General features: G+C 71.4%; 20 protein-coding genes. 9 read left to right on the top strand and 11 right to left on the bottom strand.

The window, feature by feature from the left end:
- Window positions 1-25: 25 nt before the first annotated feature.
- The 5 genes from ACWC0C_RS40285 to ACWC0C_RS40265 are packed head-to-tail and all read right to left on the bottom strand — an operon-like array spanning window position 26 to window position 6,638.
- A complete protein-coding gene (locus ACWC0C_RS40285; protein ID WP_450869512.1) occupies window positions 26-763 on the bottom strand; it encodes a helix-turn-helix transcriptional regulator in 738 nt (245 codons plus the stop codon).
- Window positions 764-801: 38 nt separating this feature from the next.
- Window positions 802-2,121 carry an MFS transporter gene (locus ACWC0C_RS40280; protein WP_450869511.1) on the bottom strand — a complete coding sequence of 440 codons (1,320 nt, stop codon included), beginning with the start codon at window positions 2,119-2,121 and terminating at the stop codon, window positions 802-804.
- Window positions 2,118-3,332, bottom strand: coding sequence for a type III PLP-dependent enzyme (locus ACWC0C_RS40275; protein ID WP_450869509.1), 1,215 nt, complete (start codon window positions 3,330-3,332; stop codon window positions 2,118-2,120). Before ACWC0C_RS40275 ends, ACWC0C_RS40280 begins: the two co-directional genes overlap by 4 nt.
- Window positions 3,329-5,026, bottom strand: coding sequence for an IucA/IucC family protein (locus tag ACWC0C_RS40270; protein ID WP_450869508.1), 1,698 nt, complete (start codon window positions 5,024-5,026; stop codon window positions 3,329-3,331). The genes ACWC0C_RS40275 and ACWC0C_RS40270 overlap by 4 nt, the downstream gene beginning before the upstream one ends.
- A gap of 37 nt (window positions 5,027-5,063) precedes the next feature.
- Window positions 5,064-6,638 (bottom strand): IucA/IucC family protein, encoded by a 1,575-nt coding sequence (locus tag ACWC0C_RS40265; RefSeq protein WP_450869507.1) that lies wholly within the window; start codon window positions 6,636-6,638, stop codon window positions 5,064-5,066.
- 407 nt (window positions 6,639-7,045) lie between these two features.
- On the opposite strand from ACWC0C_RS40265, the gene ACWC0C_RS40260 reads away from it, so the two are divergent.
- Together ACWC0C_RS40260 and ACWC0C_RS40255 are read left to right on the top strand one after the other, a co-directional pair.
- Window positions 7,046-7,807, top strand: a complete 762-nt coding sequence (locus ACWC0C_RS40260; RefSeq protein ID WP_449200612.1) for a response regulator transcription factor — start codon at window positions 7,046-7,048, stop codon at window positions 7,805-7,807.
- Window positions 7,804-9,369, top strand: coding sequence for a sensor histidine kinase (locus ACWC0C_RS40255; RefSeq protein ID WP_450869506.1), 1,566 nt, complete (start codon window positions 7,804-7,806; stop codon window positions 9,367-9,369). Before ACWC0C_RS40260 ends, ACWC0C_RS40255 begins: the two co-directional genes overlap by 4 nt.
- A gap of 49 nt (window positions 9,370-9,418) precedes the next feature.
- Here the strand turns inward: ACWC0C_RS40255 and ACWC0C_RS40250 are convergent, their stop codons facing one another.
- The gene (locus ACWC0C_RS40250; protein ID WP_450869505.1) at window positions 9,419-9,841 is read right to left on the bottom strand and encodes a YkvA family protein; all 423 of its coding nucleotides are present in this window, start codon (window positions 9,839-9,841) and stop codon (window positions 9,419-9,421) included.
- A 299-nt stretch (window positions 9,842-10,140) separates the two neighbouring features.
- Here ACWC0C_RS40250 and ACWC0C_RS40245 point away from each other — a divergent pair, with 299 nt between their 5' ends.
- From ACWC0C_RS40245 to ACWC0C_RS40235, 3 genes are all read left to right on the top strand, one after another.
- Window positions 10,141-11,595, top strand: coding sequence for a sensor histidine kinase (locus tag ACWC0C_RS40245; RefSeq protein WP_450869504.1), 1,455 nt, complete (start codon window positions 10,141-10,143; stop codon window positions 11,593-11,595).
- A 322-nt stretch (window positions 11,596-11,917) separates the two neighbouring features.
- Window positions 11,918-13,831, top strand: a complete 1,914-nt coding sequence (locus ACWC0C_RS40240; RefSeq protein WP_450869502.1) for a hypothetical protein — start codon at window positions 11,918-11,920, stop codon at window positions 13,829-13,831.
- Window positions 13,832-13,959: 128 nt separating this feature from the next.
- Window positions 13,960-14,442, top strand: coding sequence for a hypothetical protein (locus tag ACWC0C_RS40235; RefSeq protein WP_450869501.1), 483 nt, complete (start codon window positions 13,960-13,962; stop codon window positions 14,440-14,442).
- A gap of 74 nt (window positions 14,443-14,516) precedes the next feature.
- On the opposite strand, the gene ACWC0C_RS40230 is transcribed toward ACWC0C_RS40235, so the two are convergent.
- The 3 genes from ACWC0C_RS40230 to ACWC0C_RS40220 form a co-directional block, all read right to left on the bottom strand.
- Window positions 14,517-17,192 (bottom strand): WD40/YVTN/BNR-like repeat-containing protein, encoded by a 2,676-nt coding sequence (locus ACWC0C_RS40230; RefSeq protein WP_450869500.1) that lies wholly within the window; start codon window positions 17,190-17,192, stop codon window positions 14,517-14,519.
- A 230-nt stretch (window positions 17,193-17,422) separates the two neighbouring features.
- A complete protein-coding gene (locus ACWC0C_RS40225) occupies window positions 17,423-18,643 on the bottom strand; it encodes a S53 family peptidase (RefSeq protein ID WP_450869498.1) in 1,221 nt (406 codons plus the stop codon).
- A 242-nt stretch (window positions 18,644-18,885) separates the two neighbouring features.
- Window positions 18,886-20,631, bottom strand: a complete 1,746-nt coding sequence (locus ACWC0C_RS40220; RefSeq protein WP_450869497.1) for a TIGR03767 family metallophosphoesterase — start codon at window positions 20,629-20,631, stop codon at window positions 18,886-18,888.
- 258 nt (window positions 20,632-20,889) lie between these two features.
- On the opposite strand from ACWC0C_RS40220, the gene ACWC0C_RS40215 reads away from it, so the two are divergent.
- From ACWC0C_RS40215 to ACWC0C_RS40205, 3 genes are all read left to right on the top strand, one after another.
- Window positions 20,890-21,525 carry a nucleotide-binding protein gene (locus tag ACWC0C_RS40215; RefSeq protein ID WP_450869495.1) on the top strand — a complete coding sequence of 212 codons (636 nt, stop codon included), beginning with the start codon at window positions 20,890-20,892 and terminating at the stop codon, window positions 21,523-21,525.
- Complete coding sequence (locus ACWC0C_RS40210) at window positions 21,522-21,752, top strand: hypothetical protein (protein ID WP_449200602.1); 231 nt, start codon at window positions 21,522-21,524, stop codon at window positions 21,750-21,752. Before ACWC0C_RS40215 ends, ACWC0C_RS40210 begins: the two co-directional genes overlap by 4 nt.
- A gap of 242 nt (window positions 21,753-21,994) precedes the next feature.
- Window positions 21,995-22,864: a polysaccharide deacetylase family protein gene (locus tag ACWC0C_RS40205; protein ID WP_450869493.1), complete on the top strand. Its 870-nt coding sequence runs from the start codon at window positions 21,995-21,997 to the stop codon at window positions 22,862-22,864.
- Between the two features lie 63 nt (window positions 22,865-22,927).
- Here ACWC0C_RS40205 and manD read toward each other — a convergent pair whose 3' ends face one another.
- Window positions 22,928-24,169 carry a D-mannonate dehydratase ManD gene (manD, locus tag ACWC0C_RS40200; RefSeq protein WP_449200600.1) on the bottom strand — a complete coding sequence of 414 codons (1,242 nt, stop codon included), beginning with the start codon at window positions 24,167-24,169 and terminating at the stop codon, window positions 22,928-22,930.
- 102 nt (window positions 24,170-24,271) lie between these two features.
- Window positions 24,272-25,717, bottom strand: a complete 1,446-nt coding sequence (locus tag ACWC0C_RS40195; protein ID WP_450869492.1) for a gluconokinase, GntK/IdnK-type — start codon at window positions 25,715-25,717, stop codon at window positions 24,272-24,274.
- 324 nt (window positions 25,718-26,041) lie between these two features.
- On the opposite strand from ACWC0C_RS40195, the gene ACWC0C_RS40190 reads away from it, so the two are divergent.
- The gene (locus ACWC0C_RS40190) at window positions 26,042-26,239 is read left to right on the top strand and encodes a hypothetical protein (protein WP_450869490.1); all 198 of its coding nucleotides are present in this window, start codon (window positions 26,042-26,044) and stop codon (window positions 26,237-26,239) included.
- Window positions 26,240-26,442 lie beyond the last annotated feature (203 nt).

Raw genomic sequence — 26,442 nt, 5'->3', positions numbered from 1 at the left:
GGGCGGGGGTCCGCGCGGCCCCGGCTCACACCCCGCAGGCGGGATCCGCCTGCGGACTGTCTCCGGTCGCGTCCCCGCCGCGCAGTTCGACGCAGCAGGAACCGGGCCGCGGTGCGAGTACGGCCGTGGTCCGGTCGCTTCCCAGGCCCTGCAGGTAGCCGGCCAGGAAGGCCTGGTTGACGGCGCAGACCAGGTCCGGGGCCTTGGCGGCCAGGGGGTGGAAGGGGCAGTTGCGCAGCCGCAGCAGGGTGGGCGCGGTGCGCTCCGGCTCGAAGCCGAACTCCTCGAGCGTCTCGGCGGCCACGGTCAGTCCGCGCTCGGCACCGAGGCGCCCGGGGCGTACCCGCTCGCGTTCGGTGCCGCCCAGGGTTTCCCCCCGCGCGTACGCCACGCGGAGCGCGGCGTCGCGGGCCGATTCCTCGCCGGTCTCGGTGAGGACGGCCTCGGTGAGGACGTCGGCCAGCATGCCGTAGCGGCGCTCGGGGATGCTCACCGCGATGGCCTCGCCCACCGGCTCGTACACCTTGGGTCTACGGCCCACCTTGCGGATGCCCGCGGATGATTCGTAGCGGGCCTGGAGCAGTCCGGCCGCCACCAGCTTGTCCAGGTGGAAGGCCGCCAGCTTGCGGGAGATACCGAGGCTGTCGGCCACCTCCTCACGCGTCACCGGCCGCCGCTCCTGCCGGATGAGCTCGAACATACGGCGGCGCGTGGCGTCGCCGAGGGCGGCCAAGCTGGTCAGCGAGGTGTGATCCAGTCCCACCGCTCCAGGATAACGTCCATGAAAGTGGGCGAAACGCGTCAGAGGTCGGTCCGCCGGTCCCCTGCCGATCGGGCCGAGGTGAGGGACGGGGTGGTCGCGGAGGCTTCCGTGGGTCGGGTGGGACGTGGGATCCGGTCTGTGACGAAGGCGGAGAGCGCCAGTGCGGAGGACGCCGAGATGACCCCGCCCAGGACCAGGGTGGAGCGGGCGCCGAGGGTGTCCGACACCAGGCCGACCAGGGGGGCGCCGACGGGGGTGCCGCCGAGGAGGACGAGGAAGTACACGGACATGACACGGCCCCGCAGGTGTGGGTGCGCGTGCAGCTGCGTCAGCGCGTTGGCGGTGGTGGTCACGGTCACCGCGGCGAAACCGGTGGCGATCAGCAGGGCCGTGAACGCGGCGTAGCCCGGCATCAGGCCCTGCGCTGCTTCCAGTGTCCCGAAGACGACCGTGGTGGTGACCAGTCGGCGTGCGGTGGGGGGCTTGCCGCGGCCCGCCCCGTGGATCGCGCCGACGAGGCCGCCCAGGGCGTATGCGGCGGAGAGCCAACCGAAGGCGGCGGCGCCCGTGTGGAAGACCGTGACGGCCATGAGCGAGAGGGTGACCTGGAAGTTGAGGCCGAAGGTGCCGACGAAGGCGATGAGACCGATCGGCAGGAGCAGGTCCGGGGTGGAGGCGAGGTGACGGAAGGCGTCGCGCAGCCGGGTACGGCCGGGTCGGGGCCGGCCGTGGTCGCCCGGGTCGTCCGGGTCGTCCGGGTCGTCCGTACGGATGGTGAGCAGGCCACGGAGGACGGCCAGATAGGAGGCCGCGTTCACGAGGAACACCGGGCCCGTGCCGAAGGCGGCGACCGTCAGTCCGGCGAGGGCGGGGCCGATGGTGCGGGCCACGTTGAACTGGGCGGAGTTCAGGCTGACCGCGGTGGCGACGCGCTCCTGGCCGACCAGTTCGCAGATGTAGGCGTTCCTGGCGGGGCTGTCCACGGCGGTGGCCGTGCCGAGGGCGAAGGCCAGCGCGTAGACGGACGGCAGGTTCACCGCCCCGGTGACGGTCAGCAGTCCGAGCAGCAGTGACTGCGCCCCCATGGCGGCCTGGGTCAGGAGCAGGAGCCGCCGCTTGGGGTACCGGTCGGCGAGGACGCCTCCGGCCAGGCCGAACAGGGTCTGCGGGAGGAACTGCAGCGCGGTCACGATGCCGACCGCGCCGCCGCTGTTGCCGGTGATGTGGAGGACGAGCAGGTCCTGCGCGGCACGCTGCATCCAGGTGCCGATGTTGGAGGTCAGCTGACCGAGCAGGTAGCGACGGAAGTTCCGGGCGGTGAGTACGGCCGTCACCGGAGTGCGGGAGCCCGCGCTCATGACGTCCGACGGGCGTACGTGTCGCCGGTGACGGACACCCCGGCATCGTCGACGTGCCGGAAGGCGGGGTGCGGGTGCATGAGGAACGCGTGGTGCGAGATGTTCCAGGCATAGGCACCGGCCATGGCGAAGGCGATGCGGTCACCGACGCGCAGCCGCCTCACCGTGACCCGGCGGGCCAGGACGTCCTTGGGTGTGCACAGCTGTCCGACCAGGGTCACCGGCTCGTCCCGGGCCTCCGGGCGGTCCCAGGGCAGGGGCCATACGTCGTCGGGGATCACCTCGAAGGGCTGGTCGTGCTGTTTCGCGGCGGGGGTGCGCAGATGGTGGGTTCCGCCGCGCAGCACGGCGAACGCCTCCCCGCGGCTGAACTTGATGTCCAGGACCCGGGTGACGTACCAGCCGCAGTACGCGGTGACCGAACGGCCGGGTTCGATCCGCAGGGTGAGGTGCGGGTGGCGGGCCAGGATACGGACCAGGCCCGCGCCGAAGGCCGGCCAGTCGAACCTCTCGTGCGGATGCGCGTAGTCGACGCCCATCCCGCCTCCGGCGTTGACCTCGGTCAGGTCGGTGCCGCGGCGGTGCGCCCAGTCCTCGGCCCAGGTCAGGGCCTCGTCGATCAGGGCCAGTTGGGCCGGCGCCGTAAGGCCGCTGGCCAGGTGCAGGTGCAGGCCGCGCAGTCGGATGCGGGGGTCGGAGGCGATCAGCTCCAGGCAGCCGTCCAGCTGCGCGGGATCCATGCCGAAGGGGCTGGGGTGTCCGCCCATCGCGAGTGCCGCCCGGCCGACGTCGACGGGCAGGTTGACGCGCAGCAGGGCGTCCGCGCTCCGGTCGCCCAGCAGGGTGGTGAGCAGACGTAGTTCGTGTGCGCTCTCGATGTGCAGGCGCTCCACGCCGGCATCCAGCGCGCAGGTCAGCTCGTCCGGGGTCTTGCCGGGTCCTCCGAAAGCGATCGGCGCGTCGGGAACGAGCCCGCGGACGTGGCCCAGTTCGCCGCCGGAGGCCACCTCGAACCCGTCGACGTGTCCGGCCAGGGTCCGCAGGATCCGGGGATCGGAGTTGGCCTTGGCCGCGTACAGCAGCTCGACGCGTTCCGGCAGTGCGGCCCGGATCGCCTGAACGTGCGCGCGCAGGTCCGGCAGGTCGTAGACATAGGCGGGCAGGTCGTCGTCGGTCATCCGGCGGACCTGATCGAGCAGGGCGGGCCTCACCGGATCACCTCGCGGGGGAAGTCGGCGCCGAGCGGGCTGGGCAGGGGGACGTAGGTGGCGTGCCGGTCGGCCTTGCGAGCCCAGCGCAGGAGCAGGTTGGCCTTGGCGGGCAGCGGCACGCCGGACAGCAGGGCGCGCAGGCGGGGCGGTTCCGCGGCGGTGCGGGCGTAGGCGTCGAGGTGGTCGCGGACCAGGCCCCACAGGGCGGGTTCCAGCGTCGGGGCGAGGTCGGCCAGGGCGCCGAGCACTTCGGCCGTGTGGTTGACCAGGAGGCAGTACGCGACCCGGTTCCAGCCGCGTTCGGGGTCGTAGGTGAGGGAGCCCCGGACGTCGTCCGGCAGGCCGTCGAGGGTGGGCCGGTGGTGCGCGGGCAGGAGCTTGGTGCCCTCCAGGTCGCGGAAGAGCATCTGTGCCGGGGTGCCGTCGGGACGCACGCCGACGACGACGTTCTGCAGGTGGGGTTCCAGGACGACGCCGTATTCGAAGTAGGCGGCCAAGACCGGTGGCAGCAGCAGCCGCAGGTAGGCGTCCCACCAGGCCAGGACGTCACCGTCGCCGCGGGCGAGCAGCCGGGAGACGTGGGCCGCGCTGGTCGGGTACTCGTCCGCGACCGCGGCGGCGAGCAGGGGCGTCACCCCGGGCCGCAGGTGGTGGCGCAGGCCGGAGCGGACGATGACGCCGAGGCCCTCCAGGAGGGCGGTGTCGCCGGTGGTGTCGAGGGTGCGGTAGCCGGGCTCGGCCATGAGCGCACATCCCGGGAAGCGGCCGGCCAGCTCGGCGAAGACGGGCTGGAGCAGCCGGTTGAGGGCGACGGCGCCGGGCAGTTCGTAACTGGCGTGCCTGCGGACGCAGTTGGTGAGGCGGACGTTCAGGCTGAACTTCAGGAACGTGTCGCTTTCGGGGTCGTACAGCGTGCGCACCGATGCGGTCGGCGCCAGCTGGGCTCCGCTCGTCCCGGTGTCGACGACATCGCCGGAAGTCATCGCCGCGCGCAGCCGGTCGTGCTCCTCGAGGAGCCGGAACTGCCAGGGGTGCACCGGCAGAATCGCGAATCCCGGGTCGGCCGCCGGGCACAACGCGTCCATCTCGCGCAGCTCGCCCTCCTCGCGCACGAGAGGGCGGCGCACGGCCAGGTAGCGCAGCCGGAAGCGCGCGCCGGTCTCCGGACCGTACGCCAGCCAGTCGGCCGGGTCGCCGGTGCGGGCCTTGGGAGCGGGGTGGAAGCGGTGGCCGAACACCAGGGACTGCTCCGACGCCACATACGGATCGGCGTGCGGCGTGGTGTGCGCCCGCTGTTCCAGCGCGGTGCGGATCGTGTCGCGACTGTCGGCGACCTGGCCCAGGAACTCTTCGTTGGCGACCCCCGTGCGCAGTTCCAGTTCGTCCCGGATGTGACCGGCCAGCTCGCGCCAGCCCACTGTCACCCAGGCGTCGTTGTCGAAACGCTGGACCGAGCCCTGGAAGCGGTGCGCTCCGGTCAGCGAGGCCCGGCGCAGCGGGGCACGCAGCAGCAGGCCCCGGCGCGGCAGCCGCAGCAGGAGGTGGCCGTCGTCGACCGTCACCTGGTGCTCGGGGGCGGACACCTCACGGATCAGGCAGTTGAGCAGCGTGTGGGCGGTGACGGTGTCGGCCGTGTACGACGGTTCGGCGGCCGCCGCGGCGAACGTCGTGTGGGGGACAGTGCCGGTGGTCATACGGTCGCTCCAGTGGGACAGCGGTCGGTGCCGGGGTTCAGCGGCGGTGCGCCAGGGGGTTGGGAACGGATGTCCATTGCGCCTTGCCGGGGTTCTCGGCCAGGCGCATGGCGACGGTCGCCTTCAGCGGCATCGTGGCGCCGAAGAACGCGGCCGCGTCCTCCTGGTCCGGCAGGCCGGCGTACACCCGGCGGCCCACCTCGGCCACCGCGCCCCACAGCGCCCGGGGATCGGCCGCCCGTGTCCGGCTGAGGACGTCGACCAGCTCGCTGAGGACTCCGCTGACGAGGCCGCCGAACAGCTTGGTGTGCAGCGCGCCCACGTCGTCGCCCGCGCGGGTGCCGAGCAGCGGCGGCAGCGTGACACCGCACCGGGCCAGGCGGTGCGGGCTGATCCGCACGCCGTCCAGATCCCGGTACAGCACCCGCACGGGCCGCCCGTCCCGCAGTACGACGAGGGTGTTCTGGCCGTGCGCCTCCAGCGCCACCCCCATGGACAGCAGCGTCAGCGCGGGCGGCAGCACGAGCCCGGCGAAGTCCGCCAGCCAGCGCACCGGGTCACCCGACACCACGGCGGCTCCGGTGGCGTGGACGGCGGTGAGCGGAACCGCGATCTCCCCCGCGTCGAGGTGGCACTCGGCCGACTCCCGGATCATCGCCGCCAGGCTCGCGCAGGGCCGTCCGTCCACCCGCACCGCCGCGCCGCCCAGCTCCCGCAGGATGCGCAGGCTGCCGCCGTACCCGGCCTTGTCGATGAGGGCCGCGACCAGGTCGGACAGCGGGGGCCCGTCGGCGACCTCGGCCGGGGAGATGGTGCGCCGGTAGTTGGTGACCTGGACGTCGAGGGCCGTCTTGATGTGGCAGCCCGGCAGGAGGCCGAGCGGTGCCAGGGTGCGCATCGACAGCAGGGGCCGGGCCGGGATCGTCTCCTCCACGACGGCCAGGTCCGGGTGGCGCGCGAGGACATGGTCCCGCTGCCAGGGGTGCAGCGGCACCAGGATCGTGTCGCCCGCACGCAGCGCCCGCGGCCAGGTGCCGGCGCCCTCCCAACGCCCGGCCGGAACGGGGAGCAGCGCCAAGCGGACCACTGGGTGGTGTTCGGGGGCGTAGGCGAGCACATCGGTGACCGACATGCCGGTGCGCGTCCGGCAGCAGGGATGCTGCGGGTGACCGTCGACCACCGCCTGCTCGGCGTCCGCCGAGTTCTTCGGCGGGACCCTTGCGCCCGGGTTCGCGGCCCGGGCCAGGGCCAGGTTGACCACGCTGTTGTCCAGCTCGGCCGCCAGTCGCCGCGCCGCGGGGGTGCGCAGGCCCAGCTGTGCCAGCAGCTCCACCGGCCCGTGGATCGGCCCCTGCGGCCCGGATACGGCGAAGTCGTCGGGCACCTCGGCGAACGGCCGCGCACCGGACTCGGCCGCCGAGAGCGAGCCGCCCCGCCGCAGTTCGACCACCAGCGCGTCGGACTGCCGGCGGTGCCCGGCAACGCCGGGCAGGGATTCTCGTACGAAGGCGCCCCACAGCCGGGCCAGTACGGTGGCTCGTGCACCCGGGAGCGCGGTCGTGAAGGGCTCCACCAGGTCCGGGCGCGTGCGGCGTAGTTCATCGAGGGGCATGGGGCATCCCAGGTGCTTGGGGGGGCTTGGCGCGCGGTGCGCTCGAATGGCACCGGCCGTGCGACCGAAGCTACGGGAAGGCGATCAAGCGCATTGCCAGAGCACATACAGCGGGGGATCCCGGATTCCTCCGATGAAGCGTTTTTCCTTCCTCGCCCCGCGCCGATTCCGCCGAGAAGACTTTCCTTCATGCGGTCTGGCCCCGGCTCGGCTCCCGGCCGCCACCTGGGGAGCTGAACACCTGCGCGCCCGGCGTTAACCCTCTGCTGACTCCACGCTGTCCCAGTCCTGGATGTCGTCATCGCGCCGCGCCCCGGCGGTTACGCCGTCCGTGGCGGATCACCGGCTCGGGGGAGGTTACGGCGTTTGCGCCACACCCTCGGGCCGGAGTCTGTGAGCCTTTCGGCATGCGTGTCTTGCTGATCGAGGACGACGACCGGGTGGCCGGACCGTTGATGGAGGGGCTGCGCCGTTTCGGGTTCACCGTCGAACACGCCAGAAACGGTGCCGACGGCCTCGCCGCGCCGGAGGCCGCCATGGTCCTGCTGGACCTGGGGCTGCCCGACATGGACGGCATCGACGTCTGCCGGACGCTCCGCTCCCGCTCGTCCGTGCCGATCATCATGATCACGGCCAGGGACGACGAGGTGGACCGGGTGCTCGGTCTGGAGCTCGGCGCGGACGACTACGTCTCGAAGCCGTTCGGCGTGCGGGAGCTCGTCGCCCGGATCCGTGCCGTCACCCGCCGTGCCGTGCCCCCGGTGCTCGACGGCCGGCATGAGGGAACGCGGCTCCCGGAGGACCCGGCACGACCCGGGCCGTCTCACGTCCAGCGGATCGGCCCGCTGACCATCGACCGCCGCACCCGGCAGGTACACCTGCACCAGTCGCCCGTCGCCCTCGCCCCCAAGGAGTTCGACCTGCTCGTGTGCCTCGCGGAGGACCCCGGTGCCGTCTGCTCCCGCCGGCAGATCCTCGACACGGCATGGGAACCGAACTACTTCGGCCCCACCAAGACCCTGGACGTCCACATCGCCGCGCTGCGCCGCAAGCTGGGTGACTCCTCCTGGATCGAGAACATCCGCGGCATCGGCTTCCGGCTGGTCCCCCCGGCACCCGCCGACGTCACGTCCGCCGAGGCGGCGGCGCGCGGCGGAGGGCCCCGGTGACGCGTCGCCTGCTGCTCAGCCATCTGAGCCTCATACTGCTCGTCCTGCTCGCGCTCGAAGTGCCGTTCGGCATCTTCTACGCCCGCAGCGAGCTGTCCCGCTTCTCCCATGCGGCGCAGCAGGGGGCGATGACGCTCGCCGAGGTCTGCGAGGACAAGATGGAGCACGGGCTGACGGCCGACCTGCCCGAACTGGCCCGCGCCTACGGGCGGCGAACCGGCAGCCGCGTGCTCGTCGCCGGCCACCAGGGCATCGTCCTGACCGACACCGCTGCCCGTGCCCCGGTCGGCAAGGACCTGTCCGCCGACCCGGACATCTCCACCGCACTGCGCGATCAGCCCGCCATCAGCACCCGAAGCGACCCGTCCACCGCCGGTAAGGCCCTCTTCGTCACCGTGCCGGGCGGCTCCGACGCCACCGTCCCCTGTGTGGTGCGGACCGTCTATCCCCTCGGGCCGCTGACCGCGAGGGTCCACGCCACCTGGCTGGCGCTCACCGTCGTCGGGCTGGGCGTGCTGGCCGCCGTCGCCCTGATCGGCTTCGTACTCGCCCGCTCGATCACCCGGCCCGTCCAGGCCCTGGAACGCGCCACCGCACAACTCGCCGAGGGCCGGATCACCGATCCGCCGGCCACCGACCACGGGCCGCCGGAACTGCGTCGCCTCGCCGCGTCGTTCACGAGGACCGCGACCCGGCTCCAACATGTGCTCCAGGCTCAGCAGGCATTCGCCTCCGAGGCGTCCCACCAGCTGAAGACTCCCCTGACCGCACTGCGCCTGCGCCTGGAGAACTTCGAGCCGCACCTCGCCCCCTGCGCCCAGGACAGCCTCGACAAGGCACTCGGGGAACTGGAGCGGCTCAGTCGTATGGTGCAGGGGCTGCTCGCGCTCGCCCGGCTGGAGAACTCCGCGATCAGGCCGGAGGCGGTCGATCTCCACGCCGTCGTCGCCGATCGCGCGGCCATCTGGACAGCCTTCGCCGATGAACAGCAAGTCGGCATCGTCGTCTCCGGGACTACGGACGTCAGGGTGTGGGCGGTGCCGGGCGCGCTGGAGCAGATCATCGACAACCTGCTCTCCAACGCACTGCGCGTGTCGCCGCCGGGAACCGCCGTCACGCTGGCGACCGTCACCGCCCGGGCGGAAGACGGCCGATTGCAAGACGGACGGGCGGATGGCGGGCGGGCGGATGGCGGGCGGGCGGAAGGCGGCCGGGCGGAAGGCGGGCGCACGCCGCCTGTGGCCGAGCTTCATGTGATCGACGAAGGACCCGGCATGACCGAGGACCAGCGGCGAAGGGCCTTCGACCGGTTCTGGCGGGCTCCCGATGCCGACCACGACGGAACGGGACTCGGCCTGCCGATGGTCCGGCAGCTCACCCGTGCCGGCGGCGGTGAGGTCACCCTGGAGGCGGCCCCGGGCGGCGGCCTGGACGCCGTGGTCCGGCTGCGGTGCGCCGGGGGCCACCCGCACCGGGAACGCCCGGGCACCTCGGCCGACGGGAACGGCGCGGGCCGGGCCGGGAGCGCGCGTTCGGCGGCCCGGGCAGGTCACGGCGGTTGAGACCGGCGGGGCGAGAGCCACGTACATCTACGGTGAGGGCCACGTCCACCTATGCAGGAGGGCCGCCGGGCGGCAGTCCTGCGAGGCGGCGCACGACGTTCAGACCGTCGGGGGTACCGGGCCAGTGCCGTTCGAGGGCGTCGGGGCCGGCCTGCCGGACGACGGTCCGCAGGACGAGTGCGATGGCGATGGCGTCGTCCGCGTAGCCGAGGACGGGGATGAAGTCGGGGACCAGGTCGATGGGCAGGGCCAGATAGCCGGCCAGGACCCACAGCAGTCGGCGTGCGCGGCGCGGGAGGGTGCGGTCGCGGGCGAGCCGGGAGACGAGGCGCAGTAGATCGGGCAGGAGCCGGACGGCCTCGGTGACCAGGTTGCCCTTGGGGCGGGCGAGCGCGAGGGCGGCCAGCAGCACGAGCCAGCACAGCAGCAGGCCGAGGGCGATCCCGAGGAGGATCTGCCCTACCTCGCTCATCGGATGCACTCCCGTGTGTCGGTGCCCGCTCGGTGCCCGTGGCCGGTCGGCCGTTCGGCGCGCGAGGGCAGTCCGACCTCGAAGACCGCGCCGCCACCCGGGCGCCCACGGCCAGTGTCCCCCCATGGGGCTGAACGACGTCACGCAAGCGGCGGCGGTGCGGCGGTTCCGGCTGCCCCTATGGCCAGGAACCGGTGAGAGCCCAGTAAGAGGGAGGCCCTGGCGGCCTTTGCGCCCTGCCCAGGGCGGCCGGCGCGGGGCACACTGGCGGCGCCGACCGCCCGGAGGAAGCCACGCCCATGGACAACACGCGACAGCCGCGCGCGATGCTGCACCCCCGCCGCAGCCTGGGCACGGTGTTCGCGCTCTCCTTCGCCTGCGTCACCGCCGCCGCCACCCTCCTCGGCGGCTTCCTCAGCTACAACGCGGCGGCACGGATGGTGCGCCTGGACCAGGACGACGTCTTCCGCGGAGTCGTCGGCGACCTCCAGCAGCAGGTCGACCGGCAGCGTCTGTCCCCCCGGGACTACTTCAGCGTCGACCCCGACCACGACGGCCCCCGCGACGACCTCGCCCGCCGTATCCGCACCGACGTCCAGGTCCTCGGCCCAGCGGGCCGCATCGAGGACACGGGCTACCCGGCGCTCCCGGTCCGTGCCGCCGACCGTACGGCCGCCTCGCACGCTACGGCCGGCCACACGATCCGCTACCGGACCGGGATCGACGGGGACCGCTACCGGGTGGCCACCGTCGCACTCGGCGGCGGCCGGGGCGCCGTACAGGTCGCCCAGCAGTACAGCGACACCGAGGACCTGCTGCGTGAGCTGCAGGAACGCACCGTCGAGGTGAGCGCAGCCGTCATCGCCGTGGCCGGTCTGGCGGGCTGGTGGCTGGCGCGCAGGATCGCCGGGCGGCTGGTCCGGCTGACCCGGGTCGCCGAGGACGTGGCCCGCACCGGCCGGCTGGACACGGCGGTTCCCGTCGCCGGGCAGGACGAGGTCGGGCGGCTGGGGCGGGCGTTCGACGGGATGCTGGGCCGGCTGGCCGCGTCCGAGGAGGACCAGCGCCGCCTCGTCCAGGACGCCGGTCACGAACTGCGCACCCCGCTGACCTCGCTGCAGACGAACGTCGCCCTGCTGGACCGGGTCGACCGGTTGTCGCCGCAGGTCAGGGCGGAGCTGATCGCGGACATGAAGAGCGAGACCAGGGAACTGGTCAACCTCGTCAACGAGCTGGTCGAGCTGGCCGCCGGGGACCGGGACGCCGAACAGCCCGTGGAACTGGCTCTGGGCGCCGTCGCCGAGGACGCGGCCGTCCTCGTCCGGCGTCGCACCGGCAGGGAGATACGGGTCGAGTCCGACGGCACCGTCGTACGGGCGCGCCCCGCCGCGATCCAGCGGGCGCTGACCAACCTCATGGAGAACGCGGCCAAGTTCGACCAGCGGGGAACGGAGCCGATCGACGTCGTGGTCGCGGGCACGTGCGTGGAGGTGCGCGACCGCGGGCCGGGCCTCGCCGAGGCCGATCTGCCCCGCGTCTTCGACCGCTTCTACCGCGCCGACTGTGCCCGCAGCCTGCCCGGTTCCGGGCTGGGCCTGGCGATCGTACGGGCCGTCGCCGTCGCCCACGGCGGCACGGCCTTCGCCCGCAACCGCCCGGGCGGCGGCGCGGCCATCGGCTTCACCCTCGCCCCCGCGGCCCGCGTCGAACGCCCGCACGCGGCCCATGCCCACGCAGCGTCCGTACACCCCTGACCGGGTGGCATGGTGGTGGAAGTCGCTGGTGAAGCGCCAGCGTTCGACGGTGCCCAGACGCGCCGACGGCCCACGGTGAGGGGCGGCCGCCGGGCCGACACAGGGGACCCCTTGGGCGATACAGAGGAAACCCCTGTGTTTTTACTGTGAGTTGACTGAATACCGTAAATTCTCGGTTGCCCGGCGCGATATCGCCACCGCCTCCCTTGTTGCATGTCATGTCCGGTGCAACCATCCCGGATTGCGAACACGCGCCACATCGGCGTGAACGTCCTTCCCTCCCCCGTGCCGGGCGATCTCCGGCTGCCCGAAAGGATGTTCCGTGTCCCGATCCAGACGTAGATCCATGGCGGCGACCGCCACCACCGCTCTGCTCTCCGTGGGCGGTCTACTCCTCGCCTCGCACCCGGCGCTGGCCGACGTTTCCAACGGCGGCTTCGAGTCGGGCAGCCTGACCGGCTGGACCTCCACCGGCACCACCGCCGCAGTCAACTCCGGTGCCCACAGCGGTGCGTACGCCGCCCGCGTCGGCGGCACCTCACCCACCAACGGCGACTCCTCGATCGCCCAGACCTTCACCGCGCCGACCGGCGCCAACCAGCTCTCCTTCTGGTACAGCGTCACCTGCCCCGACACCTTGACGTACGACTGGGCGACGGCCACCCTGGCCGACACCACGGCCGGCACGACGACGACCGTGCTGGCCAAGACCTGCACCAACGGCCAGGGCTGGAAGCAGGCCACCGCCTCCGTGACCGCCGGGCACAGCTACACGCTCACCCTCGTCAGCCACGACGACAACTACGCGGGTGACGCCACCTACACGCTTTACGACGACGTGGCATTCACCACTACGACTCCACCGCCCGGTCTGACCCAGGTCAGCACGGACCCGTTCACCAACACTTCCAGTCAGCACGCGACCGAACTCGAACCGGACACCTTCGCGTACGGCAACACGGTCGTCGCCTCCTCCCAGGTCGGCCGGTTCACCGACGGCGGCTCCTCCGACATCGGCTGGAACACCTCCACCGACGGCGGCACCACCTGGCAGCACGGCATGCTGCCCGGCATCACCACCTACCAGGGCGGCACCTGGGCCCGCGTGTCCGACCCGGCCGTGGCCTACGACGCCAAGCACGGCACCTGGATGGTGTCCGGCCTGGTCATCGACTCCAACGTCAACGGCGCGGGCGTCACCGTCAGCCGCTCGTCGAACGGCACGAGCTGGCAGAACCCCGTCATGGCGGTCGGCAACGACGGCCAGGGCTACGACAAGGAATGGATCGTCTGCGACAACACGGCCTCCAGCGCCTCCTACGGCACCTGCTACGTCGAGGTCGACGTCACCTCCTCCGGCAACCGCATCGTCATGAGCCGCTCCACCGACGGCGGCGCCACCTGGTCGAGCCCCGTCTCACCCTCCGGGAACCCCACCGGGCTCGGCGGACAGCCCCTCGTCCAGCCGAACGGCACTGTCGTGGTCCCCTACTCCGCCAACGGCAGCGCCGTCCGGGCCTTCAGCTCGACCAACGGCGGCTCCAGCTGGTCCTCCAGCACGCTGATCGCCAACGTCTCCAGCCATGGCGTGGCCGGCAACCTGCGCGACGGTGAGGGACTGCCGTCCGCCGAGATCGACGGATCCGGCAAGATCTACGTCGCCTGGCAGGACTGCCGCTTCCGCTCCGGCTGCCCGGCCAACGACATCGTCTACTCCACCTCGACCAACGGCACCAGCTGGTCGTCGGTGAGCCGCGTCCCGATCGACGGCACCAGCAGCGGCGTGGACCACTTCATCCCCGGCATCGGCATCGACCCAGCGACCTCGGGCACAACGGCGAAGATCGGCCTCTACTACTACTTCTACCCGAACGCCAACTGCACCGCTTCCACCTGCCAGTTGGAGGCCGGCTACATCTCCTCCGCCAACGGCGGCAGCACCTGGAGCAGCCCGACCACGGTTGCCGGTCCCATGTCCCTGTCGCAGATCGCGTCCACCACTCAGGGGAGCATGGTCGGCGACTACCTCTCCACCTCCGTCATCGCCGGCAAGGCGGTCTCCGCCTTCGCCGTCGGCAAGGCCCCGGCGGGCGGGCAGGCCTTCGACGAGGCCCTCTACACCGCCGGCCCGCTCGCCGTCACCGGAGGCAGCGCACGCTCCACCACCCACGGCGCGGCGACCGTCGCCGCACCACACGGGCCCACCGGACCCGGCCCCCTGCCCGTCCGGCACTGATCCCGCCACTGCCCGCGCCGAGGTGCGTTCCGGTCGGCTTGAGGGACTCCGCTTGTCCTCCGGCGCGGCGGGAACCGGATCGCGGCCGAGGACGTCACAGTGACGTCCGGTGGCACAAGGGAGTGGTCATGATGCTGGAGGACAGCAGACGCGGTCGAGGATCCCGGCCCTCGACCGCGGCCGCCCTGGTCGTCCTCTCCTGGCTTCTGACCGCCTGCGCGGGCAGTGCCGGCGGCTCGGAGGCGGACCCGGCACCGTCGCGTGCTTCCGCCGCTCCGCCTACCGGGACGTCCTCCGCGTCCCCCGGATGCGTCGCGGGCTCCACCACCCTCGCGCACGGCCCCCGGGACGCCTCCGTCCACCACCTGTGCGTGCGATCGGGTACGACGGTGACCGTGATCCTCAAACCCCGGGAACAGGGCCGCTGGCCGCTGCCGCGCAGCAGCAATCCGATGCTGGCGCTGGTGACCTCGTCCGCGACCGACAGCGAGGGCGTCACCCGGGTCACGGTGCGTGCCGCGCGCACCGGGGCGGTGACCGTGACGTGGGGTCCGCAGAGCGCGCCGCTGTTCACGCTGCGGCTGAGTGTGGCGGCGTATCCGGTGCAGTGAGCCGAATACGCGGCGGCCGGTGCGCCCCCAGGCTGGGTGCGCACCGGCCGCCGTATGACGGATGTCCGCCGTGATCAGTCCTTACGGGCCTTGAGGCGCCGTACGTCGAAGGACCAGATGCCGCGTCCGTGGGTGGCGGCGTACAGCTTGCCGTCGGGGCCGAGGCGGAGCTGCATCACGGCCGTGGTGGGCAGGTTGTGGCCCAGGACCAGCCACTTGGTGGCGCCGGCGGGGCGGTAGAAGGTGGCCAGGTCGGTGCCGAGGGCGAGGCCGCCGTTCGGGAGGAGCTTGACCGTGTCGGCCGGGACGTCGGGCAGGTTGGCAGAGATGTCCGTCCAGCTCGCGCCGCCGTCCTTGGACTCGAAGACGTGGCCCACGCCGGCGCCCGGGCCCTCGGTCCACTTGCGGGAGAAGCCGTTGATCGCCACGTACACGTGCTGGGCGTCGGCCGGGTCGATCTCGAAGCCGGAGACGTAGCGGTTCGGGATCGTGCCGTCGACCGGCAGGTTCAGCTGGTGCCAGCCGGTACCGTCGGCGTTGCCGACCGCGATACCGCGGGTGAAGCCCTGGTTGTTGCAGGGGCCGCACCAGCCGACGTAGACCGTGCCACCGGAGGATGCGACGGCCGTGGCCACGTGGCCCTCGCCGAGGTCGAAGGCGTCTCTCCACTCCTTGCCGGAGCGGATCGCGAAGCCCTTGGTGTTGATCCACACGTGCCGGCCGCCGGCGACCCAGGTGCTGGTGTCCTTGGCATCGGCGGCGATCGGCGCGATGAAGCGGGCGCCCGCACCGCCCTGGTCCTTGTCCGGCGGGGCGACCTCGTACTCGGTGGCCTTGGACGGGTCCGTCGACCAGGAACCGTCGTTCACACCGCAGTTCTGCGTCACCCACATGTCCAGGTAGACGTACTCGGCGGCGATGTTGCAGCCGTTGGCGGGGTCGGCGATGGTGTCACCGCCGTCGCCGCCGAAGTTCGAGCCCATCACCTTGTCACGGCCGCGCAGGATCGACTGGCCGTTGTCCTGCAGACCGCCGGTCACCGAGACGCCACCATGGGTGAGGTCCTTACCCACGCCCACCGAGTAGTACTGCAGGGCGTCGAGGGTGCCGTCGTTGAGGGACTGCCAGTCCTTGGCGTGGCCGCCGGAGTCTACGGCGCCGTTCAGCGGGCGGCGGTAGATGCCGCCGTCGTTGCCGACGTAGGCCCAGGTCTTGCCCTGGTAGCTGCCGATCGCGACCGCGTGCTGGTCGGAGTGGGTCGTGGGCGAGCAGTCGCCGGTCTGCTTGGCCGGGTCGATGCTCCAGCAGGGGAAGGGGAAATTCCAGTACGGGCCCGGGGTCGTCCAGCTGTCGCCGCCGTTCTTGGTCTCGAAGACCTCCTCCAGACCGAGGTAGACGTGGTCGGCGTTGGCCGGGTCGACCTGGAGGAACTGGTTGTACCAGGACTGGATGCCCGGCATGTAACCCGCGCCCTGCAGCGCGGATCCGGACGCCTTCAGCTTGGTGTAGTCCGCGATCAGTGTCCACGGCCCGAACGGCGAGCCGCTCTTGGAGACGTACACGCCCTTCAGCCCGCTGTCCGGGTTGGCGGCCATCTGCGCCGGCGACTGGTCGATGGCGTACAGACGCGAGCCGTCGGCCGCCGCCGCGAACGTCACGTTGCCGACGTCGGCGCTGCTGGTGGGCAGGTCACCGAGACCGCTCACCGGCTTCCAGCTGCCGTCGTCCGCCTTCGCGTACAGGCCGTTGTAGGTGTCGCCGCCGCGCCAGCCGACCGCGAGGAGAACCTTGCCCGGGTCCTTCGGATCGACGGCGATGTCGTTGGCGATGTTCTTGTACGGCGCGCTCGGGTCGTCCGCCTTCGAACCGCCCGGCAGATAGTCCGGGTTCGGGGCGAACTCGTGCTTCCACGGTCCGGACAGGGTGGTCGTGGAGTGCGACCACACGCCGGTGCTGGTCGCCGCCCACACCGTGGTGCCCGCGAAGCGCAGCGCGTGGATGACCGTGGACTCCAGCTCGGCACCGCCCACGCGGTCGCCGGGCTCGAACTGCCCGTGGCGCGGGTCCTTCAGGACATACACGCCCGTGCCGACGAAGGACGTCGCGCCGGTGTTGGACTCGCCCGTGGCGTACCAGAGCCGCTGCTGCCCGTCCAGGGCGAGCGTGCCCGTCGACAGGGACGGCAGCTTGTCGGAGATCGGCTTCCAGTGTCCGCCGCCGGTGGTGGAGCGGAAGACGCCGCCGTTGGCGCCGCCCGCGTACACATAGCCCTGGTCGTCGGCGGCGATGCCGGTGATCCGGCCGGCCACCTTGCCCGCACCGCCACTGGAGTTGGAGTTCACATCGCGGTAGCGGGGATCATCGGAGTCGTACGGCTTCTTCGTGACGTGGTCCCAGCCGCCGGCCGTGTGCCGCATGGACCGCAGCTGCTGCCAGGCCGCCCCGTAGGCGCCGGGCGCGACCACGCCGGGCGCGGTGCGGGCCTCGGTGAACTGGGCGGTCGACTCGGCGGAGTTCTCCGCCTCGTCGCCGCCGTCGTCGTCACCGCCCTCTGCGGCGAACGCGGACATTCCCTGGCCCGCGTGCACCGCCTTGATGTGCTCGCGGCCCATGGCGGCCTGGTGGCGCGCCTGCCAGGGTCGGGGTCTTGCGTCGTTCGACGCCGCGAACGACTGGGCGCTTACCAGTCCGAACGCGGCGGCCACGACGGTGCAGGTTATGAACCGTCGCTGGTGCTTCGGGGGCAACATGCCCTCTCCTCCCTGCGCGGGGCCTATCGGGGTGTCCCCCGACACAGAGGGGATCTTGGCGTGGCCACGACAGTCACACAAAGGGCTTACAGGAAAAATGGCGGGTTGTTTACCTTGCGCCTCACATGAACCCGAAGTTGCCCTTGGCGGAGGACCGGGAGTGCCGCGACAAGGCGGCGCCGGTCCCCCGCACGGTGTACATGGCCGGCCGGCTTACCTCACGGGGAGGTTCAGCCGGAGAAGGCGGCGGTGCCGTTCGGGACGCCGAGGCCGGACGGGCCGTCGTACCCGGTGGTGCCGGTGCAGAGGTAGGTGCCGCCGCAGCTGCCGTTGGAGCCGCTGGTGACGTCGTACAGCGCCGAGGTGCGGGCGTACGGGAAGGACGCCGGGTAGGAGCCGGAGGACGGGGCGCCGCCCAGCGCGTAGGTCGCCGCGATCAGCGGGGAGGAGGCGCTGGTGCCGCCGAAGACCATCCAGCCGGTGGCCGAGCGGTAGCTGTCGTAGACCGCGACGCCGGTGTTCGGGTCGGCGACCGCCGAGACGTCCGCCACGGTGCGGTTGCCGCAGCCGGTGTCCTTCTGCCAGCTGGGCTTGGCGTCGTACGTGGAGCAGCCGGAGCCTGCCCCGCTCCAGACCGTGTCGGCCCAGCCGCGGGAGGTGGAGGCGGTCTTCAGGGACGTACCGCCCACCGCCGTCACGTACTTGGAGGCCGCCGGGTACTCGACGCCGTAGCCGTTGTCGCCGGAGGAGACCGTGATGGCGACGCCCGGGTGGCTGAAGTAGCTGGAGTCGTAGGTTGCGTCGCTGGAGGACTCGGAGCCGCCGTAGCTGTTGGAGACGAACTTCGCGCCCAGGCGGACGGCGGTGTTCACGGCCGTGCCGAGGTTGGTCATGCTGGCAGAACTCGCCTCCACCAGCAGGATCTTGCAGTTCGGGCAGACCGCGCTGACCATGTCGAGGTCGAGGGAGATCTCCTCGGCCCAGCCGGAGTCGCCGCGCGGGTAGTGGGTGCCGCCGCTCTGGTCCACCTTCGAGAAGCAGCCGTTGGCGGAGGTGCAGGCGGACAGGCCGTACTGGGAGCGGTAGACGGCGAGGTCGGCCTCGGCGTTCGGGTCTTCGTAGGCGTCGACGATCGCCACGGTCTGGCCCGAACCGCCGCTCGCCGAGGGCAGGTTGTACGCCGACTGGAGCGAGGCGGGGCCGTAGCCGGAGGGCGCGGCGGCCGCGGTCAGCGCGCTCTCGGCGTGCGCCGACATCGGAGTGCCCGCCGTGACCTGCAGTGCGTTGCAGGCCATCTCGCCCTTCTTGGCCGGGGCGGCGCAGGCGTGGGCGACGGTGACGCCGTGGGACGGGGAGGCGGTGGCCTGGGCCGCCTGGCCGACGGGTGCGGCCAGGGCGAGGGCGGCCGTGGCGAGCGTGGCCACGGCAGTGAGGGAAACGGTTCTGCGCAAGGTACGTCCTCCACATGGTGGGTGAACCGCGAAGGGCTGTGGGGGTGCGCGGTACGGCCTCGGCGCGGGGGTGTGCGCCGTGGCCGCGCAGAACGTACGGATGTCGGGGCCACGTCAACAAGACGGCGGTTGAAGCAGGAACGTTCCTTTGCGTTTCCTGGGCCATTCATGTGCCATTGCCGAACAAGCCATGACCGCAAGCGGGCCCGACCATGGCTTGACCGGCCCGGGCCGGACGGCGGCTATGGCGCGGGCTTGGTCAGCAGGAGTTCGGTGTTGTGGTCTGCGGCGGTCCCGATCCGGGTGGCGGGGGTGGCGTAGGGGTCGTTGTAGGCGAGCTCGCGGTAGAGGGCGGCCAGGCCGCGGTCGGAGGTGTCGGTGAAGTCGGTCGCGTACGGTGCCGCGGACTCGATGAGGGTGGTGAACAGCGACAACGTGCCGTCCTGGTTGTCGGCGATCTCGATGATCCGGGCGTGGTGCGGGTAGTCGACGTGGGAGGCGGTGTTGATCTCCCAGAAGGCGCGCTCGGGGACGGCGTGGCCGTGCGGGATGATCTGGTTGGTGTGCGTGTGGCCGTTCACCCAGGCCACGACGTTCGGGTAGCGCTGGAGCAGCGCGACCAGTTCGTCGCCGCTGTGCCGGCCCTCGAAGGGGTGGTACGGGTCGGGCAGCAGGTTGCCCATCGTGCCGCTGGTGTGGTGGCTGAAGACGACGACGAGGCGGCTGCCGGATCCGCCCCGCACCAGGGTGCCGTCGCTGTCGTACCAGTGGCCGCTGTGCGCCTTGAGGACCGACTCCAGCCAGTTCAGTTGCGCGGTGCCGAGTGAACCGTCGGCGAATCCGGCCCGGTTGGTGGTGTCGAGGCTGATACCGAGGACGCCGTCGGCGAGGTCGAAGGTGTAGTAAAGGTGTCCGCTGCCGACCGAGTCCTGGGTGAAGCCGTGGCCGACGGGTCCGGCGCCGGTGTACGCGGGGTTCAGGTGGGCCTTGGCGAACTCGGTGGGCGTGAACGGGTGGCGGCGCTCGTCGGGGGTGACCGTGCGGATGGAGCCGCCGCTGGTCAGCAGCCGGCTCAGCAGGATCACGGCCTCGCCAGGGTCGTGCAGCAGGGCGTCCGCCAGTTTGGCGGCGGTCCCGTCGTCGCAGCCCTCGACCTTGCGCGAGCCCGTGTACAGGTCGCCCAGCAGGCCGAGGTCGGGCAGGCTGCCCTCGATGCTGTCGTCGTGGTTGCCGACCGTGGTGTACCAGGGGACGCTCAGGCCGGGCGCGTCGAAGGGGCGGATCGCACCGGGCAGGAACCCGGGGATCTGCGGCAGCCCCTTGGCCTTGTAGGCGTCCTGGAGGGATGATTCGGGGTTCCAGTACTGCGCGTTGCCGGAGTTCTGCACGCCCTCGTAGCGCGCGAGGGCGCCGCTGTTCGGGGTGATGCGGCCGCCGCTCATGACGGTCAGATACCAGTCGAGTTCGATCCGCTCGTGGTTGTCGGTGTTGTCGCCGGTGGCCATCACCAGGCTGAACGGCAGTCCGGTGTAGGGGCCTTGGCGCACCGCGTTGACCCGCTCGACGAGCGATGAGGCGCCCCGCACGGTCAGCGTCTCCTGAGGCCGGTGCGCGCTGTCGTTGAACCGTGCCAGGTACTCGAAGCGCACCGGCGACTCGGTGTCCGTCAGATGCAGATCGGTGAACTGCACGAAGGAGGCGAGCCCGGTGCGGCGGTCGTCCCGTCCGGAGGCGGCGCCGGCCAGTTCGGCGCGCACCACCAGGGGCCAGCCAGGGCCCGCCACCAGCCGCTTGTACGCCCCGTCGCCGACGGGCGCCGCCGCCTGTTCGAGGGTGGTGCCGTCGATACGCACGGCGCGCGCCGCCGTGGCCGCCAGGGCCTGGTCCTGCGCCAGCGCCCGGCCCGGTGTCAGCACCGGCCACGACGCGGCCGTCGCGGCGGCCGAAGACATCCCGGTCACAAAGCGTCGCCGGCTGATCCCGCTCATGAATCCCCCTGTCCGTGGCGGCACTTGGGTGTCACGGCCGACCGCCGGACACATCCGCCGCGCCACCCTTACTCATGAGTAAGCGCGTGTCCAGGGTGTGGTGGAAAACGCGGGGAAAACAGAAGAGGCGCGTGGTGCGCGGCCCCGGCACCGTCCTTTAGCCCGCGGGAATGAATCACCGGTGCCGCAGGGTGAACCGCGCACGGTGGCTCCGCGTCAACAGCGGGCGTCGGCGCCCGGCCGTTAGCGTCGGCTCCTGTGCCGCTGAGCTATGCATTCGTGAACCTCAAACCCGGAGTGGGGAAGACGACCAGCGCCGTCTGGTTGGCCCACGCGCTGCACGCATCGGGCCTGTCACCGTTGCTTGTGGACAGCGACCCCGCGTCTTCTGCGCTGCGGTGGAGCGAACTGGCCGGCGGTTTCCCGTTCCCCGTGCTCGCCCTCCCGGTGGGCGACGTACACCGGCGGGTGAACGACTTCCTCGACAACCGACGGGCAGTGGTGTTCGACGCCCCGCAGCTGGAGGACCACGCCCAGATCGCCCGGGGCGTCATGCGGTACGCGAGCGAGTGGATCGTGCCCGTGACCCCGGCCCCGATCGAGCTGGACCGCATGGCACCCATCGACCGCGAGATGGATGACCTGCAGTCCCTGCGCTCCCACCCGGCCCGCGCCGCCGTCCTGCTCAACCGCACGAACCGTCCCGACGCCACGCGTACCGGTCCCGATGCCGACGCCCGCGAAGCCCTCACCGAGCGGGGTTTCGACGTGTTGTCCACACACATCCCGCGGCTCGACCTGTACTCCCAGTCCTTCGGCAGTCCCATCGAGGTGAAGGGCACGGCGTACATGGACCTCGCCGAGGAGCTCATCAACCGTCAGGACAGCGTATGAACCAGCGCAAGGACGCCTACCGGGCGGCACTGCGGCCTCGGCCGGACACGACGGCCCCCGCTTCCGCCCCCACCAAAGTCACTCGGCTGGATACCCGCTACGTCAAGGTGACCATCGAACTGGACCTCGCCTTCGCGCGTGACCTCACCGGCTGGGCCGGACAACCGCTGTCCGCACTCGTGCGCGCCGGCGAGGCGGTCCTACGACCGCTGAGGCAGGACCGGTAAGCGGCCCGGCCTGCACACTGGTCTGCCGCGGACCCGCCGACGCCAACGCGCACCTACCCCTCCTGGATCCGCCAACAGGAGCACGGGGCCGTACCCCCCGCTGAACATCTCCACCGTCCACTGGGCGCAATCCGACGCCGCGTACCGGAATCACACCTGGTCAATGACTATTTCTTACACATAGTCAGGTTATCTTTTCAGCGGATCAAGGACCAGGTGCTTCAGCTATGGGGGACGGCGCGATGAGGCGGCACAAGAGACGGGGCACGTCCTACGCGGCGGTGACGGGGACCGTAGTGGCGGCCCTGGCCATCGGCGGCTGCAGCGCGGGCGGCGGCAGTGGGGCCCGTCAAGCCGCCGCTCTCCCCTCGCAGCCGCCTGCCACAGGCGGCGCCACCGCGCCGCGCGCCGCCGATGCCAGGGCATGGCACAAGTGGGGCCTGAAGCCGCTGCCCACTGCCCCGAGACCTCCGGCCGACAAGCCGGTGAAGCTCTCCACCACGGGACGGGTCCCGGTCTTCACCCACATACCGACCTCCCAGAAGGTCGTCTTCATCACCGTCGACGACGGGCAGGAGAAGGACCCCAGGTTCATCGAGATGATGCGGGACCTGAAGATCCCGATCACGATGTTCCTGATGAACGACGCCATCAAGTCGGACTACGGCTACTTCCGGAAGCTGCAGGCGCTGGGCAACCACATCCAGAACCACACCCTGCACCACCCCGTGATGAGCACTCTCCCGCTGGCCCGCCAGAAGGAAGAAGTGTGCGGCGACCAGAAGATCCTCACCAAGGAATACGGCACCGCGCCGCTGCTGTTCCGCCCGCCCTACGGCGCCTATAACGCCGACACCAAGACAGCGGTCGCCGCGTGCGGCCCCCGGGCGATCGTCTGGTGGCGGGAGTCCATGCAGATCCGCAACATGCAGTACCAGGTTCCCGGCAGGAAGCTGCGTCCAGGCGACATCATCCTCGCCCACTTCCGCGGACCCTCGGAGCTCAAGGGCGCCACGATGACGCAGATGTTCGCCAGCCTGCTCCAGCGGATCCAGGAGCAGGGGTTCGCCGTGGCGCGCTTGGAGGACTACATCCAGCCACCGGCCGGGTGACAGCGCCCTTCCCCGGTGCTTCAAGGGTCCGATCCCGCTCGCGCGCGACCAGGGTCTCTGCGTTCACCAGTCGTGCACGGTCCCGTCGCGCAGCCTGTTGACCGGCAAGTAGGCCTGCTGATACGGGAAGTGGCGTGCCGCTTCGAGGTCGAGGTCCACGCCGAGCCCCGGAGTGTCGCTCGGGTGCAGCAGTCCCTCCTCGAACCGGTAGGAGGTTCGGAACACCTCCAAGGTCCGCTCGGAGTGCCGCATGTACTCCTGGATGCCGAAGTTGTGAACGGCGAGGTCGAGATGGAGCGCGGCGGCCATGCCCACCGGGGAGATGTCGGTGGGGCCGTGCATCCCGGACCTGACACCGTAGACGGCCGCGAGGTCGAGCAGCTTCTTCATCGCGGTGACACCGCCGGTGTGGGTCACCGCGGAGCGCACGTAGTCGATCAGCCGCTCGCTCAGCAGCGTGGTGTAGTCGTAGACGGAGTTGAAGACCTCGCCGATCGCCAGCGGTGTCGTCGTGTGCTGCCGGATCAGGCGCAGCGCCGCCTGGTCCTCGGCGGGTGTGGCGTCCTCCAGCCAGAACAGGTCGTACGGCTCAAGGGCCTTGCCCAGCCGGGCGGCCTGGATCGGCGTCATCCGGTGGTGTCCGTCGTGCAGCAGCGGCAGCTCCGGGCCGAACTCCGCCCGGACGGCCTCGAAGACGGTGGGTAGGTGCCGTAGGTACGCGCGCGTGTCCCAGGTCTCGACGGTGGGCCGGGGCCGGTCGCCGATGGTGCGGCGCGCGGGCTCGTAGTCGTAGCGCTCTCCGCCGCCGGCGCTGGAGGCGGCCACGCCGTACACCGAGTCGAAGCCGGGGATCCCGGTTTGTATGCGGATGGCGCGGAAGCCCTGCTCACGGTGTGCGCGTATGGAGTCGAGCAGTTCGGGCACGTCACGGCCGGAGGCGTGTCCGTAGGCGAGGGCGCCGTTGCGGGACGCTCCGCCGAGGAGCTGGTAGAGGGGCATGCCGGCGCACTTGGCCTTGATGTCCCACAGCGCCGTGTCCACGGCCGCGACGGCCGCCATGGTCACGGGGCCGCGCCGCCAGTACGCACCCCGGTAGAGGTACTGCCAGGTGTCCTCGATACGGGAGGCGTCGCTCCCGAGGAGCAGGGGCACGACATGACTGTCCAGGTAGGCCTGGACGGCCAGCTCGCGGCCGTTGAGCGTGGCGTCGCCGAGGCCGACGACGCCGTCCTCGGTGGTGATGCGCAGGGTCACGAAGTTCCGTCCCGGGCTGGTGACGATCACCTCGGCGGACACGATCTGCATGGTGGATCCCCCCTCTTTCCTCTTTCCGTCGGTGCGGTCGGGTCGGGTGGGCACGGTGAGCACGGCGGCGTGCGGCGCGGCTCACCGTGCCGAGTCCGTGTGTCAGCGGCCCCAGGTGCGCCGGGCCAGTTCGGTCTGCACCTCGGCGACGACGCGTTCGACCGGCAGGGTGGCGTCGACGGTCATCCCGGCTTCGTCGTCCTCGAGTGGTTCCAGGTCCTCGAACTGCGACGACACCAGCGCGGCAGGCATGAAGTGCGAGGTCCGGTTCGCCACGCGGGACGCGGCCTCGTCCTGTTCGAGCGTCAGGTGCACGAAGAACGCGTCGGGCCGGGCCACCCGCAGCAACTCGCGGTAGATGCGTCTGAGGGCCGAGCAGGTGATCACCAGCCCTTCCTCCGCGCCCGCCGCACGCATCCGGCCCGCGATGGCGGCCAGCCACGGACTGCGGGTGCGGTCGTCGAGCGCGGTGCGGTTCTCCATCGACTCCACGTTGCACCTGGGATGGAAGCGATCGCCCTCTTCGAACGGCACCCTGAGCGAGTCCGCCAGGTACTGGCCCACGGTGGTCTTGCCGCATCCGCTGACCCCCATGACGACGACGGGGGCACGACGGGCGTGGAACAGGGCGGCCATGGCGTCCTGGAAGCCGGCCCGATGAGCGGAGGGCAGGCCGTTGGCGTTGAACTGCTCCAGGCCGGCCCGCAGTCGGTCGCGTACGCCGGGATCGTGCAGCCGCCCGCTTCGGATCTCGGCGAGCAGGGCTTCCGCGAAGGCCTCGGCGGCCGTGGCCAGCCCCTGGTCGACGGCGTAGGCCAGCCCCATGTGCAGCCACATGGCGATCGGCTCGGGCCGGGTGGGATACCGCTGGACGTTGCCGTCGCCGACGACGGCCCGCGCCGGCGTGACCACTGCCTCCCGGTGAGCGCCTGCCCAGTCCCTGTCGATCCGGTGGTTCAGCGCCATGACGACCGGATGGGCCATGCGCAGGAACAGCTCGTTGCGCGAGCCGGCGAGGAGAGTGCGGTGGAAGGCCGCGTCCACGTCCCGGAAGCGCTGCCGGACGGCCGCGCCTTCCTGCGGTTGCGCGAAGTCCGGGTCCTGGCTCAGGGCGAGCAGGGTACGGGCGTGGGCGGTCAGATCGTGGCAGATCTCCGCGGACCTGCTCAGCGCGGCCAGCCTGGCCGCACGCGGCTCGATCACCTCCCGCAACTCGGTGAGTGAGCGCATCTGGCTGTCGGGGGCCACCTCAAGACGCCAGGCGATCACGTCGGGGTCCAGCAGGTCCCACCGTTCCAACGGCTGAACGGTGGCCCCGATCCGTGGTTGCAGATTGACCAGGCCCTTCTGGTGCAGCGTCTGCAGGACCTCGCGGGCCATGGGCCGGGTGATGTCGAACTCATGCGTGACGGCGTCCACGGTGAGGTGGTGATCGCGGGGCTTGTCGCCTTCCACGATCTGGCAGCCCAGTTGCTCCACCACCTTGGCGGTGGAGCCCCGTGACGCGTCCTCGGGGCCTTCGAGCGGGTCGGCTTCGGGACCAGTCATGGCCAAGACGGTAAATCAGAGCGGCGAGTTGGTCAGCCATCCGAGCGCCGACAAGAGGAGCACGAAAGGCCTTAGGGGCGCACACCGGAGCACGCTGGCGACCACGGCCGCCCCCGCGCGCACCCCATGGCGACCGATGAGACATCAGAAGCCTTTTCTGATCTAGCTCATCTGCGTACCGTGGTCGCTCATTCGAAGAGTTCCGGTGATACCGAGGATCGGCCAGGGCGAGTTGGGCAAGTGCCGTTGCCGGGCCGGTATCGACACGCGGCAGCTGACGCAGGGCTGCCTCGTTCCGCTCCGACGCAGCCGCAGGAGAGCCGTATGCCCGAACAGACCTCGCCCACGCCACCGCCGGAGCGGTTGTCACTGCGCTGGGCGCTCATCCTCTTGGCCGCGGTGGTGGCGGGACTCCTGGCGGGCCTGCTGACGTACGCCCAGTCCCGCAACTGGCCGACCGCTCTCCTGGCAGCCCTCGGGGCGAGCGGCGCGGCCCTCGTCAGCCTTCCGCTGCTGGTCTGAGGCGCGGTCCTCAGGAAGGACCCGCCTACTTCCTCTACACCCGGCGGAGTAGTCACGATGGCTCCCCCCGCAGGATGACCGCCGGTGTGCCATGGGCGATGCTGTCGGCTGTGACAGCTGATCTTCGCCGAGCCGGAGACGAAAAGGGAGACGGGGACGGGGGTGCGCCTCCGGCAGCCGCTCCGCCGTCGCTCCCTGTCGAG

It is taken from the genome of Streptomyces sp. NPDC001709 (assembly GCF_053596375.1).
The sequence above is the reverse complement of the archived record's forward strand: the minus strand, read 5'-3'. Positions and strand labels throughout refer to the sequence as shown.